Annotated in this window: 15 protein-coding genes; 8 read left to right on the forward strand and 7 right to left on the reverse strand. The window is 71.6% G+C overall.

Translation table 11 applies throughout. The features are described from left to right. Nucleotides 1–5 precede the first annotated feature (5 nt). Genes ACFHWT_RS05890 through ACFHWT_RS05905 form a run of 4 tightly spaced genes read right to left on the reverse strand, consistent with a single transcriptional unit; the run spans nucleotide 6 to nucleotide 3,979 of the window. Complete coding sequence (locus ACFHWT_RS05890) at nucleotides 6–1,376, reverse strand: acetyl-CoA carboxylase biotin carboxylase subunit (RefSeq protein ID WP_416593672.1); 1,371 nt, start codon at nucleotides 1,374–1,376, stop codon at nucleotides 6–8. Between the two features lie 13 nt (nucleotides 1,377–1,389). Further along, entirely contained in the window at nucleotides 1,390–1,887 is a 498-nt protein-coding gene (gene accB, locus ACFHWT_RS05895; RefSeq protein WP_416593543.1) for an acetyl-CoA carboxylase biotin carboxyl carrier protein, read from the reverse strand. Beyond that, on the reverse strand, nucleotides 1,884–3,647 hold the full coding sequence (locus tag ACFHWT_RS05900; RefSeq protein WP_416593544.1) for an acetyl-CoA carboxylase carboxyltransferase subunit alpha: 1,764 nt from the start codon (nucleotides 3,645–3,647) through the stop codon (nucleotides 1,884–1,886). Before ACFHWT_RS05900 ends, accB begins: the two co-directional genes overlap by 4 nt. Further along, entirely contained in the window at nucleotides 3,644–3,979 is a 336-nt protein-coding gene (locus ACFHWT_RS05905) for a TcmI family type II polyketide cyclase (protein WP_416593545.1), read from the reverse strand. Before ACFHWT_RS05905 ends, ACFHWT_RS05900 begins: the two co-directional genes overlap by 4 nt. Nucleotides 3,980–4,317: 338 nt before the next feature. On the opposite strand from ACFHWT_RS05905, the gene ACFHWT_RS05910 reads away from it, so the two are divergent. After that, nucleotides 4,318–5,124 carry an AfsR/SARP family transcriptional regulator gene (locus ACFHWT_RS05910; protein WP_416593546.1) on the forward strand — a complete coding sequence of 269 codons (807 nt, stop codon included), beginning with the start codon at nucleotides 4,318–4,320 and terminating at the stop codon, nucleotides 5,122–5,124. On the opposite strand, the gene ACFHWT_RS05915 is transcribed toward ACFHWT_RS05910, so the two are convergent. Next, nucleotides 5,102–5,752 carry a hypothetical protein gene (locus ACFHWT_RS05915; RefSeq protein WP_416593547.1) on the reverse strand — a complete coding sequence of 217 codons (651 nt, stop codon included), beginning with the start codon at nucleotides 5,750–5,752 and terminating at the stop codon, nucleotides 5,102–5,104. The genes ACFHWT_RS05910 and ACFHWT_RS05915 overlap by 23 nt on opposite strands. A 108-nt stretch (nucleotides 5,753–5,860) precedes the next feature. After that, the gene (locus ACFHWT_RS05920; RefSeq protein WP_416593548.1) at nucleotides 5,861–7,726 is read right to left on the reverse strand and encodes an ABC transporter ATP-binding protein; all 1,866 of its coding nucleotides are present in this window, start codon (nucleotides 7,724–7,726) and stop codon (nucleotides 5,861–5,863) included. 150 nt (nucleotides 7,727–7,876) lie between these two features. Here ACFHWT_RS05920 and ACFHWT_RS05925 point away from each other — a divergent pair, with 150 nt between their 5' ends. The 5 genes from ACFHWT_RS05925 to htpG are packed head-to-tail and all read left to right on the forward strand — an operon-like array spanning nucleotide 7,877 to nucleotide 12,974. Further along, entirely contained in the window at nucleotides 7,877–8,269 is a 393-nt protein-coding gene (locus tag ACFHWT_RS05925; RefSeq protein WP_416593549.1) for a TOBE domain-containing protein, read from the forward strand. Then, entirely contained in the window at nucleotides 8,269–9,063 is a 795-nt protein-coding gene (gene modA / locus ACFHWT_RS05930; RefSeq protein WP_416593550.1) for a molybdate ABC transporter substrate-binding protein, read from the forward strand. The genes ACFHWT_RS05925 and modA overlap by 1 nt, the downstream gene beginning before the upstream one ends. Then, a complete protein-coding gene (locus ACFHWT_RS05935; RefSeq protein WP_416593551.1) occupies nucleotides 9,060–9,890 on the forward strand; it encodes an ABC transporter permease in 831 nt (276 codons plus the stop codon). Before modA ends, ACFHWT_RS05935 begins: the two co-directional genes overlap by 4 nt. Beyond that, the gene (locus ACFHWT_RS05940; RefSeq protein WP_416593552.1) at nucleotides 9,887–11,086 is read left to right on the forward strand and encodes an ABC transporter ATP-binding protein; all 1,200 of its coding nucleotides are present in this window, start codon (nucleotides 9,887–9,889) and stop codon (nucleotides 11,084–11,086) included. Before ACFHWT_RS05935 ends, ACFHWT_RS05940 begins: the two co-directional genes overlap by 4 nt. Beyond that, nucleotides 11,022–12,974 carry a molecular chaperone HtpG gene (gene htpG / locus ACFHWT_RS05945; protein WP_416593553.1) on the forward strand — a complete coding sequence of 651 codons (1,953 nt, stop codon included), beginning with the start codon at nucleotides 11,022–11,024 and terminating at the stop codon, nucleotides 12,972–12,974. Before ACFHWT_RS05940 ends, htpG begins: the two co-directional genes overlap by 65 nt. Nucleotides 12,975–13,047: 73 nt before the next feature. Here the strand turns inward: htpG and ACFHWT_RS05950 are convergent, their stop codons facing one another. Next, on the reverse strand, nucleotides 13,048–13,758 hold the full coding sequence (locus tag ACFHWT_RS05950; RefSeq protein ID WP_282233844.1) for an aspartate/glutamate racemase family protein: 711 nt from the start codon (nucleotides 13,756–13,758) through the stop codon (nucleotides 13,048–13,050). Between the two features lie 189 nt (nucleotides 13,759–13,947). Between ACFHWT_RS05950 and ACFHWT_RS05955 the strand changes: the two genes are divergently transcribed. Further along, nucleotides 13,948–15,006 carry a LacI family DNA-binding transcriptional regulator gene (locus ACFHWT_RS05955; RefSeq protein WP_416593554.1) on the forward strand — a complete coding sequence of 353 codons (1,059 nt, stop codon included), beginning with the start codon at nucleotides 13,948–13,950 and terminating at the stop codon, nucleotides 15,004–15,006. A gap of 186 nt (nucleotides 15,007–15,192) precedes the next feature. Continuing rightward, nucleotides 15,193–16,542: a cellulase family glycosylhydrolase gene (locus tag ACFHWT_RS05960; RefSeq protein ID WP_416593555.1), complete on the forward strand. Its 1,350-nt coding sequence runs from the start codon at nucleotides 15,193–15,195 to the stop codon at nucleotides 16,540–16,542. The last annotated feature ends 83 nt before the right edge of the window (nucleotides 16,543–16,625 follow it).

The raw sequence follows: 16,625 nt of genomic DNA on the forward strand, positions 1-16,625 counted from the left end.
TGTGGTCAGGCCGTACGGGTCTGCGACGGCTCGTCGAGCAGCCGGCCGACCAGGCCGGTCGAGAGCCGTCCCTTGCGGAACATGGCGTCGTCCAGCACCCGGCGCAGGAACGGCACAGTGGTGTGGACGCCGGGTCCGCGTACGTCGAACTCGCTCAGCGCGCGCTCCATCCGGTTGAGCGCCTGCTCCCGGTCCGGCGCCCAGACCACCACCTTGGCCAGCAGCGGGTCGTAGTGCGGTCCGACGACGTACCCGGTGTGGCCGTGGGTGTCGACCCGGGTGAACGGGCCGCCGGGGATCTCGAAGCGGTCCAACCGGCCAGGCGTCGGGGTGAACCCGCGCTGCGGGTCCTCGGCGTTGACCCGGCATTCGACCGCGACGCCTCGGGGCCGGATGTCCGGCTGGCGCAGCCGCAGCGGCGTGCCGCAGGCGATGTGGATCTGTTCCTGCACCAGGTCCACCCCGGTGATCATTTCGGTGACCGGGTGTTCCACCTGAATCCGGCAGTTGATCTCGATGAAGTGGAACTGGTCGTTCTCGTCGACCAGGAACTCGAAGGTGCCGGCGCCGACGTAGCCGACCGCGAGCGCGCCGCGCAGCGCCACCGAGGCCATCTCGTCGAGCATCGCCGCCGGCAGCGTCGGTGCCGGACCCTCCTCGATCAGCTTCTGATGCCGCCGCTGCACCGAACAGTCCCGGGTGCCCAGGTGCACCCCGTTGCCATGGCCGTCGCAGAGCACCTGCACCTCGACGTGCCGGGCCTGGGTGAGGAACCGTTCCAGGTAGACCCGGTCGTCGCCGAAGACCGCCCGGGCGGTCTGCCGGGTCCGGTGGTACGCCGGTGCCAGGTCCGCTTCGTCGGTGACCACGGTCATGCCCCGCCCACCGCCGCCGGCCGCCGCTTTGATGATCACCGGATAGCCGATCTCAGCGGCGACTGCGGCGGCGTCGGCGCTGCTGGTCACCGGCTCCCGGCTGCCCGGCGACAGCGGCAGGCCGGCCGCGCCGAGCACGTCCCGGGCCTTGGCCTTGTCCCCGAGGGCCAGCATGATCTGCGGCGGCGGGCCGATGAAGACCAGGCCGTTCTCCGCGCAGATGTCGGCGAAGTCGGCGTCCTCGGAGAGGAATCCGTATCCGGGGTGGACGGCCTGCGCGCCGGTGCGCCGGGCCGCTTCGACGATCGCCGCCGCGTTGAGATAGCTGGCGCGGCTCGGCGGCGGGCCGATCTGCACCGCCTCGTCGGCGAACCGGACCACCGCCGAGTCGCGGTCCGCGGTGGAGTGCACCGCTACGGTCCGTACGCCGAGTTCCCGGCAGGCCCGGGCGACCCGCAGCGCGATCTCTCCCCGGTTGGCGATCAGGATCTTCTCGAACACGGTCACCGCCTCCTCAGCCCGGTGCCACGGTGATCAGCGGCTGGTCGAACTCGACCGGTTCGCCGTCGCCGGCCAGAATCTCCACGACGACCCCTGGCCGGTCGGTGGTGATCTCGTTCATCAGCTTCATCGCCTCGACGATCCCGATCACCTGACCCGGCTCGATCGAGTCGCCGACCTCGACGAACGGTGTTCCGCCGGGCTCTGCGGCCCGGTAGAACGTGCCGACGATCGGCGACCCGATCCGGTGCCCGGCCGCCGGTGCGGCCTGGTCGGCCGCTGGGGTCGGTCCGGCCGCCGGCGTGTCGGCCGGGGACGACGGTGCGGCCGCGACCGACGTCGTCCGGTCGTGCCACTCGATCTCGATCACCGTGTCACCGTGCCGGACCTGGACCCGGCGCAGCGGACCGGCGAGTTCACCGACCAGCGTCCGGGTCTGCTCGGCGAGCCGGCGCAGCTGACCGGCCGGCTCCGGCCCGGCCGGGGTTCCGTTTGCGGCGGCAGTGGTCATCTCGGCATCACCTGGATCGTCCGGTCGGTGTCGGGCTGCGGTGCGCGGGCGTCGACGGTGCCCGCCCCGTACCGGCGGAACCGTCGGGAACGTCGACGCACCAGGTCGGCAGTGGGTACGGCGAGCAGGTCGGACAACGCGGCGGTCAGCGCCGCCCGTACCCGGTCTGCGGCGCCGGCCGGGTCGCGCTGCGCGCCGCCCGGCGGTTCGCCGACGATGCCGTCGGCGACGCCGAGGCGTACCAGGTCGGGCGCGGTGAGCTGGAGCGCGGCGGCGGCCCGGGGCGCGGCGGCCCGGTCGTGGAACAGGATCGCGGCGCAACCCTCCGGGCTGATCACCGAGTAGACGGCGTTCTGCAGCATCAACACCCGGTCGGCGACGGCCAGTGCGAGCGCTCCGCCGCTGCCGCCCTCGCCGGTGACGACGGCGACCACCGGGGTGGGCAGCCGGGCCAGGGTGCGCAGGCAGGTGGCGATCGCGGCGGCCTGGCCTTGTTCCTCGGCGTCGACCCCCGGGTGCGCTCCCGGGGTGTCGATCAGGGTGACCACCGGCAGTCCGAGCCGGGCGGCGAGCCCCATCACCCGCAACGCCTTGCGGTAGCCGGCCGGGCTGGCCATGCCGAAGTTGCGGGCGAGCATCTCCCGGGCGTCGTGGCCCTTCTGCTGCCCGATGACGGCGACCGGCTGGTCACCGAGCCGGGCCAGTCCGGCGACGATCGCCGGGCAGTCCGCGCCGAGCCGGTCGCCGTGCAGTTCGACGAAGCCGTCGAACGCCGTCCGCAGATAGTCCAGCGTGGTAGGTCGGGCCAGGTCCCGGGCGGTACGCACCGACTGCCAGGCGGCCGGCGTCGCGTCGGCCCGGTGCGTCGGCCTGGGCCGCGGAATCGGCCCGGTCCCCGCCACCGTCGGCCCGGCCGGCGGCACCGTATGCCCGGCCGGCGGACCTGCTCCGGCCCGGTCACCCGCGGCCAGCGCGAGCAGGGCGCGCAGCCGAGGGCGTAGGTCGTGGCGTTCGACGACCATGTCGACCTGGCCGTGCCGGAGCAGGAACTCCGCGGTCTGGAAACCGGCGGGCAACGCCTGGCGGATCGTCTCCCGGATCACCCGGGGGCCGGCGAACCCCATCCGGGCGCCGCGTTCGGCGACCACCAGGTCGGTGTTGGTGGCGAACGAGGCGGCGACGCCGCCGTACGTCGGATCGGTGACGACGCTGACGGTGAGCAGCCCGGCGGCGCGCAGCTCGGCGATCGCGCAGCTGACCATCGCCATCTGCATCAGCGACAGGACGCCCTCCTGCATCCGCGCCCCGCCGGAGGCGGTCACCAGCACCAGCGGATCCCGGGCGGCGAGTGCCTCCTCGGCGGCGCGGGAGATCAGCTCGCCGGTGGCGCAGCCGAGGCTGCCGCCGAGGAACCGGAAGTCCATCACCGCCAGGACGGCGCGCAGCCCGCCGATCCGAGCGGTGCCGCACACCACGGCCTCCGCCAGGCCGGTCGCGGCCCGTGCCTGGGCCAGCCGTCGCCGGTACGGCATCGAGTCGACGAACCCCAACGGGTCCGCCTCGGCGGCTCGGTCGGCGAGCGCGGTGAAGCTGTCCGGGTCGACCAGCTGTCCGATCCGTTCCGCTGCGGTCAACCGCTGGTGGTGTCCACACTCGGGGCAGACCTCCAGGTTGCGGCGCATCCGTCGTCGGTAGACCAGTGCGTGGCAGGCGCGGCAGCGCAGCCAGCGGTTGCGGCCCGGGGCCGCCACGGCGGTCATCGGGGCCGACCGGTGGGTGCGTCCCAGTGGTAGAACCGGTGCGCCATCGCGTCCCGGGGTGAGCGCCAGGTCGCCAGGTACGGGCTGATGTAGCTGGCGAGCCGGCGGCTGACCTCGTCGAACTCGGGGTGTCGCCGGGCGGCGGCCACCGCGTCCGGTCCGGTCTCGTCGGTCTCGATCAGGTGCACGTACAGGTCGTGCAGCCGGTAGAGCGATCGGTGCCGTACCCCGGCCAGGTGGGGCAGGTCGGTCAGGTCCGATTCGGCGAAGATCTCCGCGACCTGCTGCTCCGCGTCGGGGACCACCTTGGCGATGATCAGCGAGCGATCCATGGTTCCTCCCAGCGGCGTCGGGCCCGGTCCTGGCCAACCATGCCGCCGTCGGCGTCACCGGCGCGTTGTCCGGGCCGCCCGGTTCACCGCTCGTCGATAACGCCGACGTGACGGACTGTGAGTACAGTGCGTGATCGTTCTCGATGTGCGGCGGCGTCGCCGCGGCGGCCGTCGACGGCGGCAAAATGCCAGGTCAGGCGGAATGGAATCGGCAAGTCAAGCGGATCGGGTAGCCGACTGTATGTTGACTGAGAGTAATCATGATTGATAATCTTCGTGACGCGATGACGTGATGCAAGGGCGGCGACCGGTGACTGACGTGTGCAGGGGGTTCGGCCGTGACGTCAGAGGCAGGCAACGCGGGGGCATCAGTCCGGCTGCTGCTGCTCGGCGGCTTCCGTTTGATCCACCAGCAGGAGACCGTGTCGATCCCTCGTGGACTGCAACGGATCGTCGCGGTGATCGGGCTGCGACCCGGCACCACTCGTGCCCACCTGGCCGGTCTGCTCTGGCCGGAGGCCGCCGAGGACCGCGCACTGTCCTCGCTGCGTACCGCACTGTGGCGGCTGCGCCAGGAGCCGAACTGCCCGCTGCGGACCGCCGGCGACACCGTCCGGCTCGACCAGCAGGTCCAGGTCGACGTCGACGACCTGGTCCGGACCGCCGCGCGGGTGCGCGACGGTGGGGATCCGCGGCTGGCCGACGCGGTGCTCACCGCCGCCCGGCACGACCTGCTGCCCGGCTGGTACGACGACTGGGTGCTGCTGGAACGGGAACGGCTGCGGCAGTTGCGGCTGCACCTGCTCGAGCACATCGCCCGCTCCCATCTGGACGCCGGTCGGCACGACGAGGCGCTGCAGGCCGCACTGGAAGCGGTCGGTGCCGAACCGTTGCGGGAGACCCCGCACCGGCTGATCGTGCAGATCCATCTCGCCGAGGGCAACGCCTACGAGGCGCTGCACGCCTTCTACGCGTACCGCGATCTGGCCCTGCGGGAGCTGCAGCTGGAACCGTCCCCGGCGATGGCCGCGCTGCTCGGCGACATCCTCACCCCGATCCGGGACGCGCCGGCCCGGCGCACCCTCGACCGGCGTCGGCCGGGTGAGTCGACGTCCGGCCCGGTCAGCCCTCGCCCGGCCCGCTGACCCGTCCGGCGTCACCGCCGAGCGAGACCCGGACCAGGGCGGCGGCGAACCGGGGCAGGTCGCGCTCACCCACCAGGGCGGCCAGCCGCTGCGGCGCGGTCGGCAGATCCAGCTTGCGGGCCCCGGTGACCACCCGCTTGTCCAGGTACGGACGCAGTCCGGGCCAGACCGCCTGCGCCTCGCGCAGGAAGATGTCCGCTCCGGTCGGGCCGATGCCGGGGAACGCGGTGAGCAACCTTCGCAGCACGGCTGGATCGTCACCACCCTCGGCGTGCAGCCGCCGCAGGTCACCGCCCCACCGCTGGTGGCACAGTTCGGCGCCGTCGCCGAGCATCGTGGCGGTCCGTTCATCGTACCGCCGGTAGTGGCCCCGACCGAGCGCGTCGACCCGGTCCTGCCAACCGGCCGCGCGCATCGCCGCCGGCGTGCGGTAGCCGGCCGCGAACAGCTCCCGGGCGCCGGCAACCGCGACCGCGGCCGAGATCCGGGCGCTGAGCAGGGTGGCCAGCACCAGCAGCTGGTACAGCGGGGCCGGCCGGTCGGCCAGGGCGATACCCGCCTCGACGCTGAACGTCCGGCCCTGCCGGTCGAGCAGCGCGTCGACCGCGCGTGCCTGCCGATCCGCCATCGTGGCAACCCTCCGTTCCCGGCCGACGAGGTACCCCAGGCGGTGCGCATGAAACGGAGCAGCTCGCCGTGCCTCCCGACGGCGTCGTCGGTCGCTTCCGGCGTCGGGTCAGCCCACGTCGCTCGGCACCAGCTCCCCGGTGCCGACGCGGTCACCGTGCACCGGCCCGCCGGCCTGGGCGATCCGCAGCGCCTCCACCAGGTCGCGGTACAGCTCGTCGGTGGCCAACAGCGTCTGGTGGTCGCCGTACGCCCGGATCCGCCCGCTGTCCATCACCACGATGGTGTCGGCGTCGATGACGGTGGAGAGCCGGTGCGCGATGGTGACCACCGCGCCGTTGCCGGCCTGCTCCCGGATGCAGTCGTGGATGGCCGCCTCGGTGAGTCCGTCGACCTGGGCCGTCGCCTCGTCGAGCAGCAGGACATCCGGCCGCCGCAGGATCGCCCGGGCCAGCGCGATCCGCTGCCGCTGCCCGCCGGACATCGACGACGGGGTGAGCAGGGTGTCCAGCCCGTCGCCGAGCGAGTCGATCTTCTCGGTCAGCCGGACCGCGTGCAGCGCGCGGCGGATCTCCCCGTCGGTGGCGTCCGGATGGGTGAACAGCAGGTTCTCCCGGATGGTGCCGGGGATCACCGGGGTGTCCTGCTCGACGTACGCCAGCCGGCTCCGGACCTGTTCGTAGCGCAGCGACGGGTACGGTCGACCGTCGAGCAGCAGTTCGCCCTGCTGCGGTGCGAGAAACCGCAGGATCAGCGAGAAGAGGGTGGTCTTGCCGGCGCCGGAGGGGCCGACGATGGCCAGGTGCCCACGGCGTGGCACGGCGAGGTCGATGTCGCGTACCGCGGCCGGTAGGTCGGGTCCGTAGCCGGCGGTGACCTGCCGCAGTTCCAGTACCGGCCGGTCGGCGTCGTCGGTCGCCCGACCCGCCCGGCGGGCAGCCGGCTCCGGGCTTGTCCCCGGCGCCGGGGTAGCGGTCGGGTCGGCCTCGGCCGGCATCGCCTCGACCTGCCGGATTCGACCGGCCGCGGCGATCCCGGACTGCAGTGCGGTGAGGTGCCGGCTCAGCGTGGTGACCGGCTCCATCAGTCCGAACGCGTACAGCAGGAACGCGATCAGGCTGGAGACCGGCAGCGCGCCGGTGCCGACCCGCCAGGCACCGAGACCGAGGATCGTGATGATGGCCAACTGGATGCCGGCCCAGGCGACTGTCCAGGCCACGGCCTCGCGACGGATGGCGCGGATGCTCTGCCGGGCCGACTCGCGGGCCTCGCCGACGATTCGTTCCGACTGGCGCTGCTCGGCCCGGCTCACCTTGACCGTGCGGATCGCCCGCAACGTGCCCTCCAGTGCCGCGCCCAACATGCCGACGTGCTCCTGGGCACGTTCCTGCGCCTTGGCGATGCCCGGCATCAACAGGCCGAACAGGACGGCCATCGCGGCGACCGAGGCGACGGTGGCACCGAGCAGCACCAGGTCGAGCACGGCCATCAGCGCCAGCGTGCCGACGAGCATCACCGAGCCGTTGATCAGGCCGATGACGCTCGACGAGGCGGCTTCGCGCAGCAGCACCGTGTCCGAGGTGACCCGGGTGACGAACTCGCCGGTGGGCCGGGCGGTGACGGCCGGCACGGTGGCCCGGAACAGTCGGCGCACCATCGACTGGCGGGCGTCGAGGATCACCCGTTCACCGACGGTGCCGAGCAGGATCCACTGCCACAGCCAGATCACCACACCCAGGACGAGCAGCCCGAGCAGCGCGAGCACCGGGCCGCGCAGCGACGCCGCCCCGGTCAGGGTGTCCAGCACCCATTTGGTGACCATCGGGGTGGCGAGGCCGGCGGCGGAGCCGACCAGGGCGAGGAACAGGCCGAGGCCCAGCGCGCGGCGGTGCGGCCGGGCGAACGACCAGAGCAGGCGGAGCCGGGGCAACCGGCGGTCGGCGACGGGGGATTCGGCGGTCTGCGCGACGGTCACACCATCAAGTGGACCACGGGCCGCTCCAGTTGGACCCCGGCGGTCGGTGGCGGGCGCGGCCTGGGCTGCATCCAGGTGCCCCATCTGACTAGCATCTGCAAGTTGAAATGGTCTTCCGCATCGCAGGTGCGAGAGGATAGCGTCTGGTTCGTGACGACCTACCGGATCGGCGACGCCGCCGAACTGCTCGGCGTGAGCGTCGACACCGTGCGGCGCTGGGTGGACGCCGGAAAACTCGCCGCTGCCCGGGACGGCAACGGTCACCGGATGATCGCCGGCGTCGATCTGGCGGCCTTCGCCCGCGCCCTCGCCGACGACCCCGACGAGGGCGTCGGTCGGTCGTCGGCCCGTAACCGGATGCGCGGCATCGTCACCGCGGTCACCCGTGACACCGTGATGGCCCAGGTCGACATCCAGGCGGGCCCGTTCCGGATCGTCTCGCTGATGAGCAGCGAAGCCGTCGATGAACTCGGCCTGACCGTCGGCACCACCGCCACCGCCGTCGTCAAGTCCACCAATGTCGTCGTCGAACGGGGCAACTGATGCACCGCCGCGCGGGCTCCCCAGCCCTGGTGGCCGCCACCGCGCTGCTGGCCACCGGCTGCGCCACCGGCACCGGATCAGTTTCCGACGGTGCCCGGGACGACGCCGTACCCGGTGTCACCGGCACACTCACCGTGCTGGCCGCCGCCTCGCTCACCGACGCGTTCACCCGGATCGGGGCCGACTTCGAGGCGGCCAACCCCGGGGTTTCCGTCACCTTCAGCTTCGCCGGCAGCTCCCAGCTCGCCCAGCAGATCACCGCCGGGGCACCCGCCGACGTGTTCGCCGCCGCCAGCCCGGCGACCATGGCAACGGTCGTCTCCGCCGGTGAGGCAGCCGGCGAACCCGCTGTCTTCGCCCGCAACCAGTTGGTCATCGCGGTGCCGGACGGCAACCCGGCCGGGGTCACCGGGCTGGCCGACCTCACCAGGTCCGGCGTCAAGGTCGCCCGCTGCGCCGATCAGGTGCCATGCGGGGCGGCCGCCCGTACCGCGCTCGACGCCGCCGGGCGCGACCTCGTCCCGGTCACCTTCGAACGGGACGTCCGCGCCGCGTTGTCCAAGGTCCGCCTCGGCGAGGTCGACGCCGCCGTCGTCTACCGCACCGACGCCGTCGTCGCCGCAGACGAGGTCGACGCCGTCGAGTTCGCCGAGTCCGCCCAGGCGATCAACGAATACCCGATCGTCACCCTGGCCGCCGCCACCAACCCGCAGGCCGGAGAGGCCTTCGTCGGGTACGTCCGCTCCGCCGCCGGCCAGGCTGTCCTGACCGACGCCGGATTCCAGCGTCCGTGACCGCGCCCGCGCCGCCCGCCGTCAGCCGGCGACGTCGCCGTACCCACCGGCGGCTGCCGGTCTTCCTCGCCCTGCCCGCCCTGGCCGGGCTGGCCTTCCTGACGCTACCGCCGGCCGGCCTGCTGCTGCGTACCCCGTGGGCGCAGCTGCCGGCCCGGCTCACCGCGCCCGGCGTGCTCGACGCGCTGCGGCTGTCCCTGCTGACCGCCACTGCCGCCACCGTGCTCTGCCTGCTGCTCGGCGTACCGCTGGCCTGGTTGCTGGCCCGCACCCGGTTTCCCGGCCGGGGCCTGATCCGCGCCCTGGTCACCGTGCCGCTGGTGCTGCCGCCGGTGGTCGGCGGCGTCGCGCTGCTGCTCGTCTACGGCCGGCGTGGCCTGGTCGGCGGCTGGCTGGACGCCACCTTCGGGGTGACCCTGCCGTTCACCACCGCCGCCGTCGTGCTCGCCGAAGCGTTCGTCGCCATGCCGTTCCTGATCATTGCGGTCGAGGGCGCGCTGCGTGGCGCCGACCCCCGATACGAGGAGGCCGCCACCACCCTCGGGGCCAGCCGGTGGACCACGTTTCGCCGGGTCACCCTGCCGATCGTCGCCCCCGGGATCGCCGCCGGTTCGGTGCTGTGCTGGGCGCGGGCGCTCGGCGAGTTCGGAGCCACCATCACCTTCGCCGGCAACTTCCCCGGCCGTACGCAGACCATGCCGCTCGCCGTCTACCTCGCCCTGGAGCAGGACTTCGACGCCGCGATCGTGCTGAGCCTGCTGCTGCTGACCGTGTCAGTGGTGATTCTCGCCGGGCTGCGGGAGCGCTGGGTCGGTGGTCTGCGGTGACCACGCAGCGACGGGCCGGCCCCGGCCCCGGCCCCGGCCCAGGGCCGGCGGCGGCGCTCGACGCACATCTGGTGGTCCGCCGCACCGGGTTCACCCTCGACCTGCGGCTGACCGTCGCCGCTGGGGAGGTGGTCGCGCTGCTCGGGCCCAACGGCGCCGGCAAGACCACGGCGTTGCGGGCCCTCGCCGGACTGCAGCCGCTGCACGCCGGCCACCTGCGCCTCGGCGACCGGGTACTGGACCAGCCGGACACGGGGTTGCTGGTGGCACCGGAGCACCGGCCGATCGGCGTGGTCTTCCAGGACTATCTGCTGTTCCCGCACCTGAGCGCACTGGAGAATGTGGCGTTCGGGCCGCGTAGCCACGGCGTGCCGCGTCGCGTCGCGCGGGACGCGGCGGCTGGCTGGCTGGACCGGGTCGGGCTGACCGGACACGCCCGACGCCGGCCCCGGGAACTGTCCGGCGGGCAGGCGCAGCGGGTCGCGTTGGCCCGAGCGCTCGCCGTACGCCCGCAACTGCTGCTGCTCGACGAGCCGCTCGCCGCGCTCGACGCCCGGACCCGGGCGGAGACCCGCGCCCACCTGCGGCAGCACCTCGCCGCGCACACCGGCGTCGCCATGCTGGTCAGCCACGACCCGTTGGACGCGATGATGCTCGCCGACCGGCTGGTGATCGTCGAGGACGGTCGGCTGGTGCAGTCGGGTGACGCGGCCACCGTCACCGCCCGCCCGCGCAGTGACTACGTGGCCCGGCTGGTCGGGCTCAACCTCTACCGGGGCAGCGGGGACGGGAGCAGCGTCACGCTGCCCGGCGGCTTCCGGCTGGTCGCCGCCGAGCCGCAGCGCGGCGACGTGTTCGTGGCGTTCCCACCGTCGGCGGTGGCGCTCTACCGGCAGCGTCCGGACGGCAGCCCGCGCAACTCGTGGCCGGCCACCGTCAGCAGTGTCGCCCGCAACGGCGACCGGCTGCGGGTCGAGCTGGCCGGGCCGTTACCAGTAGGAGTGGACGTCACCGCGGCGGCGGCCGCGCACCTCGACCTGCGTCGCGGCGAGCGGGTGTGGGCGACCCTCAAAGCGACCGAGGTGGCCGGGTATCCGGCAGACCCGGACCGTACGATTCTCGGTGGAAGCCATGCTTCCGACGGCAATTCGTCTCCAGGAGGGAATCCAGGTGAGCACCGGGGTCGAGACGCGTGAGTTCCAGGCCGAGGCACGCCAGCTCTTGCAGCTGATGGTTCATTCGATCTACTCGAACAAGGACATCTTCCTGCGCGAGTTGATCTCGAACGCCTCCGACGCGCTGGACAAACTGCGCTTGCAGGCGCTGGTCGACAAGGATCTCGACGTCGACACGTCGGACCTGCACATCGAGGTCGAGGCCGACCGCGAACAGCGCACCCTCACTGTGCGGGACAACGGCATCGGCATGTCGCGGGACGAGGTGGTCAGCCTGATCGGCACGATCGCCAAGTCCGGCACGGCCGAGCTGCTGCGCAAGATGAAGGAATCCAAGGAAGCCGCCGCGCAGGAGCTGATCGGGCAGTTCGGCGTCGGCTTCTACGCCACCTTCATGGTCGCCGACCGGGTCGTCCTGACCACCCGGCGGGCCGGGGAGACCGAGGCGACCCGCTGGGAGTCGTCCGGCGAGGGCACCTACACCATCGAGACGCTCGACGGGGCGCCCCAGGGCACCACGGTCACCCTGCACCTCAAGCCCGAGGACAAGGACGACCAGCTGCACGACTACACCGACGAGTGGAAGATCCGGGAAATCGTCAAACGGTACTCGGACTTCATCGCCTGGCCGATCCGCACCACTACCGAGCGTCCCGGTGAAGCCGACGGTGAGACCACCAGCGAGGTGGTCACCCTCAATTCGATGAAGGCGCTGTGGGCGCGGCCCCGTTCCGAGGTCACCGACGACGAGTACAAGGAGTTCTACAAGCACGTCAGCCACGACTGGAACGATCCGCTCGACATCATCCACATGAAGGCCGAAGGCACCTTCGAGTACGAGGCGTTGCTGTTCGTGCCGGCGCAGGCGCCGTTCGACCTGTTCATGCGGGATGCCCGGCGCGGCGTGCAGCTGTACGTCAAGCGCGTGTTCATCATGGACGACTGCGAGGCGCTGATCCCGGAGTACCTGCGGTTCATCAAGGGTGTCGTCGACGCGCAGGACCTTTCGTTGAACATCAGCCGGGAGATCCTGCAGCAGGACCGGCAGATCCAACTGATCCGGCGTCGGCTGGTGAAGAAGGTGCTCTCCTCGCTCAAGGAGCTGATGGACAACGACGCCGACCGGTACCGCACGTTCTGGACCCAGCTCGGCCGGGCGGTGAAGGAAGGCCTGCTCAACGACTACGAGAACCAGCGGGCGATCCTGGACATCTCGTCGTTCGCCTCGACCCACGACCCGGAGCAGTTGACCACCCTGGCCGGGTACATCGAGCGGATGAAGGACGGCCAGGGGGACATCTACTACATGACCGGCGAGTCCCGGACGATGATCGAGAACTCGCCGCACATGGAGGCGTTCAAGGCCAAGGGGTACGAGGTCCTGCTGCTCACCGACCCGGTCGACGAGATGTGGGTCGAGTCGGTCGCAGACTACGACGGCAAGAAGCTGCGGTCGATCGCCAAGGGCCAGGTCGACCTGGCCGGCGACGACGACACCGCCGAGTCCGACCCGGAGCGGGAACAGCAGAAGGAAACGTACGCTCCGCTGCTGTCCTGGTTGGGCAAGACGCTCGACGAGCAGGTCAAGGAGGTACGGCTCTCCACCCGGCTGACCACCTCGCCGGCCTGCCTGGTCGGCGACGCCGCGGACATGACCCCGGCGCTGGAACGGATGTACCGGGCGATGGGCCAGGACGGGCCGAAGATCAAGCGGATTCTGGAGCTGAACCCGACCCACCCACTGGTCACCGGGCTGCGTGAGGCGTACGGTGCCCGCGCCGACGATCCGGCGCTGGCCGAGACCGCCGAGCTGCTGTACGGCACCGCGCTGCTCGCCGAGGGCGGTGAACTCGACGACCCGGCCCGGTTCGCCAAGCTGCTCGCCGACCGACTGGCCCGTACCGTCTGAACCGCCGCACGTCGGGGTCCCCCGGTGGGTAGATGCCCGCCGGGGGACGCCCGCCGGACGGGACCGCCACGGCTCAGGCGGTGATCGTCGCTTCGGCGGCGATCGCCTGGTCGACGGCGGCGGCGACGTGCAGCCGGCTGGTCGGGAAGAGCAGCAGCGGGGTGTCCTCCTGACGGACCAGCAGCTCGATCTCGGTGCAGCCGAGCACCACGCCCTGCGCGCCGGCGGCGATCAGCCGCTCGATCACCTTGAGGTACCTGGCCCGGGACGACTCGCTGACCACTCCGAGGCACAGCTCGTCGTAGATGACCGAGTGGACCATCTTGCGGTCTGCGGCGTCGGGCACCAGGACGGTCAGGCCGTGGCCGGCCAGCCGGTTACGTAGGAAGTCCTGCTCCATGGTGAAGGCGGTGCCGAGCAGACCGACCGTGTGCAGCCCGTGGCTGCGGACCGCGTCAGCGGTGACGTCGGCGATGTGCAGCAACGGGATGTCGATCGCGGCGGCGACCTGGTCGGCGACCTTGTGCATGGTGTTGGTGCACAGCAGCAGCAGGTCGGCGCCGGCCGCTTCGACCCGCCGGGCCGCGTCAGCGAGCAGGTCGGCGGCTTCGTCCCACTCGCCGACCGCCTGCCGTCGTTCGATGTCGGCGAAGTCGACCGAGTAGAGCACGCACCGTGCCGAATGGTGCCCACCCAGCCGGTCACGGACCAGCTCGTTGGCGAGCCGGTAGTAGTGTGCGCTGCTTTCCCAGCTCATGCCGCCGAGCATGCCGATCGTCATCATGCTGCCATCGTGCCACCGGGTGCCCGGGTACCGGGCGGATATTCGTCGGCGGACATCGACCCGGTTGGCGGCTGTCGCGGACGTCCGGGTATTGACTATTGTGGACTCATCTTTCGCGGACTACCGGCAGCTGTCCGAACATCAGGCGTGCCACCTGCGATGACCCAGCGACGGGCGGGAGGGACCGTGGTGCCCAGGGACGTACCGGTACGGCGGATCGGCATGCGTGAGGTCGCTCGGGCTGCTGGCGTATCGGTCTCCACCGTGGCCAACGTGCTGAGCCGACCGTCGATCGTCGCGCCGGCGACCCGCCGCCGGGTGGAGGCCGTCATCGAGTCCGTCGGCTATGTGCCGAACGGTCCGGCCCGGCAGCTGCGCGGCCGGCCCAGCCCGATCGTCGCCAGCGTCACCCTTGACCTGGCCAACCCGTTCTACGCCGAGGTCAACCGGGGCATCGAGGACGAGCTCGCCGAGCACGGCTGTCTGGTGCTGGCCTGCAGCACAGACCTGCGCCCAACCAAGGAGCGGCAGCTGCTGAAACTGCTGCAGACCCAGGCCGTACGGGGCGTCATCATCGCGCCGGTCGGTGCGGACCCGGCGCCGCTGTTGTGGATGAGCCAGCACGGGATGGCGGTCGTGCTGATCGACCATCCGCGCGCAGGGCTTGATTTGTGCGCGGTCGCGGTCGACGACGTCGCCGGTGGCCGGCTGGCCGGTGAGCATCTGGTCGGGCTGGGGCACCGCAGGATCGCGTTCCTCGGCGGCACCCGGGACGCCGGGCCGGTGGCCCGCCGTCGCGACGGCGTACGCAGGGCGCTGGCCGCCGCCGGTCTCGACCCGGCGACGGGGTTGCTGGACGTCCGCGTACCGCTGCATCCGCCGCCGCTGGTCGAAGCCGCCGCCTCGGCGTCGGCGCTGATTCTCGCCGCGACCCCGCCGGTGACCGCGGTGGTCTGTCTCAACGACACGGCGGCGCTGGGCCTGCTGGACGGGTTTGCCGCAGCCGGTGTCCGGGTGCCGGCGGACATCTCGGTCGTCGGCTACGACGACCTGCCGTTCGCCCGCCGGCTGGCGCCTGCGTTGACCACGGTCAGCCAGCCGAAGTATCGGCTGGGCCGGGCCGCCGCCGAACTGCTGATGGACGAGGCCAGGCCGGGGCACGTTCACCGGGAGATCGGGTTCCGCCCGACGCTGGTGGTCCGCGCCTCGACCGCCCCGCCGTCCGACGCGTCGAAACGCATCGACTGATAGCTATTGCCTCCGGCCGGGGTGCGGACGTAGCTTGTTGGCACACCGTAGAGCGCCGAGCCGGTCCTCGTACCCCCGGTTTACAAACGTTGCAACAGCGCGCCGCGCACGCCCCCGCTCCGGGTCCGTGCGCTCGGGCAGGCGCGCCTCGCCCCGGGACTTCCCGGGCTCAACCTGAGGTAGGTCATGAGAAGAAGACTCTTTGTCCTCGGCGCTGCCCTGATTACCTTCGTCGCGTCGATCCTGCTCGTCGTGCGGCCGGCCAGCGCGGCCGTCGGCCTGCACATCAGCGGCACCGACATCGTCGAGGCCAACGGCCAGCCGTTCATCATGCGCGGGGTCAACCACCCGCACGTCTGGTACACCGGCGAGACCGACTCGTTCGCCGACATCAAGGCGCTCGGTGCCAACACCGTACGGGTGGTGCTGGGCAGCGGCCAGCGCTGGGGTCCGTCCAACGACGTCGCCGACGTGATCGACCTGTGCAAGCGGAACCGGATGATCTGCGTGCTCGAGGTGCACGACACCACCGGGTACGGCGAGGAAGGTGCCGCCGCCTCGCTCGACCAGGCCGTCGACTACTGGATCAGCCAGAAGAGCGCGCTGGTCGGCGAGGAGAACTACGTCGTCATCAACATCGGCAACGAGCCGATCGGCAACGTCGACGCCGGCCAGTGGACCGCCGCCACGGTCGACGCCATCGGACGGATGCGGGCCAACGGCTTCGAACACCTGCTGATGGTCGACGCGCCGAACTGGGGCCAGGACTGGCAGAACGTCATGCGGGCCGACGCCCAGACGGTGCTGGACGCGGACAGCCACGGCAATACCGTGCTGTCGATCCACATGTACGCGGTCTACAGCAGCGCCTCGTCGATCGTGAGTTATCTCGACGACTTCGAGGCCAACGGGTGGCCGCTGGTGATCGGCGAGTTCGGCTGGCAGTTCAACTCCGGCGAGGTGGACCACGACACGATCCTGGCTGAGGCGCAGGCCCGTGGCCTCGGCTACCTCGGCTGGTCGTGGAGCGGCAACACCGACCCGATCCTCGACATGGTGCTCAACTTCGACCCGAACCAGATGACCACCTGGGGTGAGCGGATCTTCAACGGACCGAATGGCATCAGCTCCACCTCCCAGGAGGCCAGCATCTTCGGCGGTACGCCGCCGACGACTGCCCCGCCGACGACTGCCCCGCCGACGACTGCCCCGCCGACCACTGCCCCGCCCGGCGGCGGAGCCTGCACTGCCAGCTACCGGGTCGTCGGCCAGTGGCCGGGTGGTTTCCAGGGTGACGTCCGGGTCACCGCCGGCAGTTCGGCGATCAGCGGCTGGGTGGTGACCTGGAGCTTCGCCGACGGCCAGACCGTCAATCAGGCCTGGAACGCTACCGTCACCAACAGCGGGTCCAACGTGACTGCCCGCAATGTCAGCTACAACGGCAGCCTCGGCGCCGGGGCCGGCACGACGTTCGGCTTCATCGGGTCCTGGAACGGCACCAACAGCGTTCCGACGCTGACCTGCGCCGCGGCCTGACACAACAGCGCGGCACGCGGCCTGACGTGCAGCCTGGCCACCAGGAGCTGGTGGGTCGGGGACGACAGTCGTCCCCGACCCAC

The sequence above is a fragment of the Micromonospora sp. LOL_021 genome, from assembly GCF_048060215.1.
In the GTDB taxonomy this organism is placed as follows: Bacteria; Actinomycetota; Actinomycetes; order Mycobacteriales; family Micromonosporaceae; genus Micromonospora_E.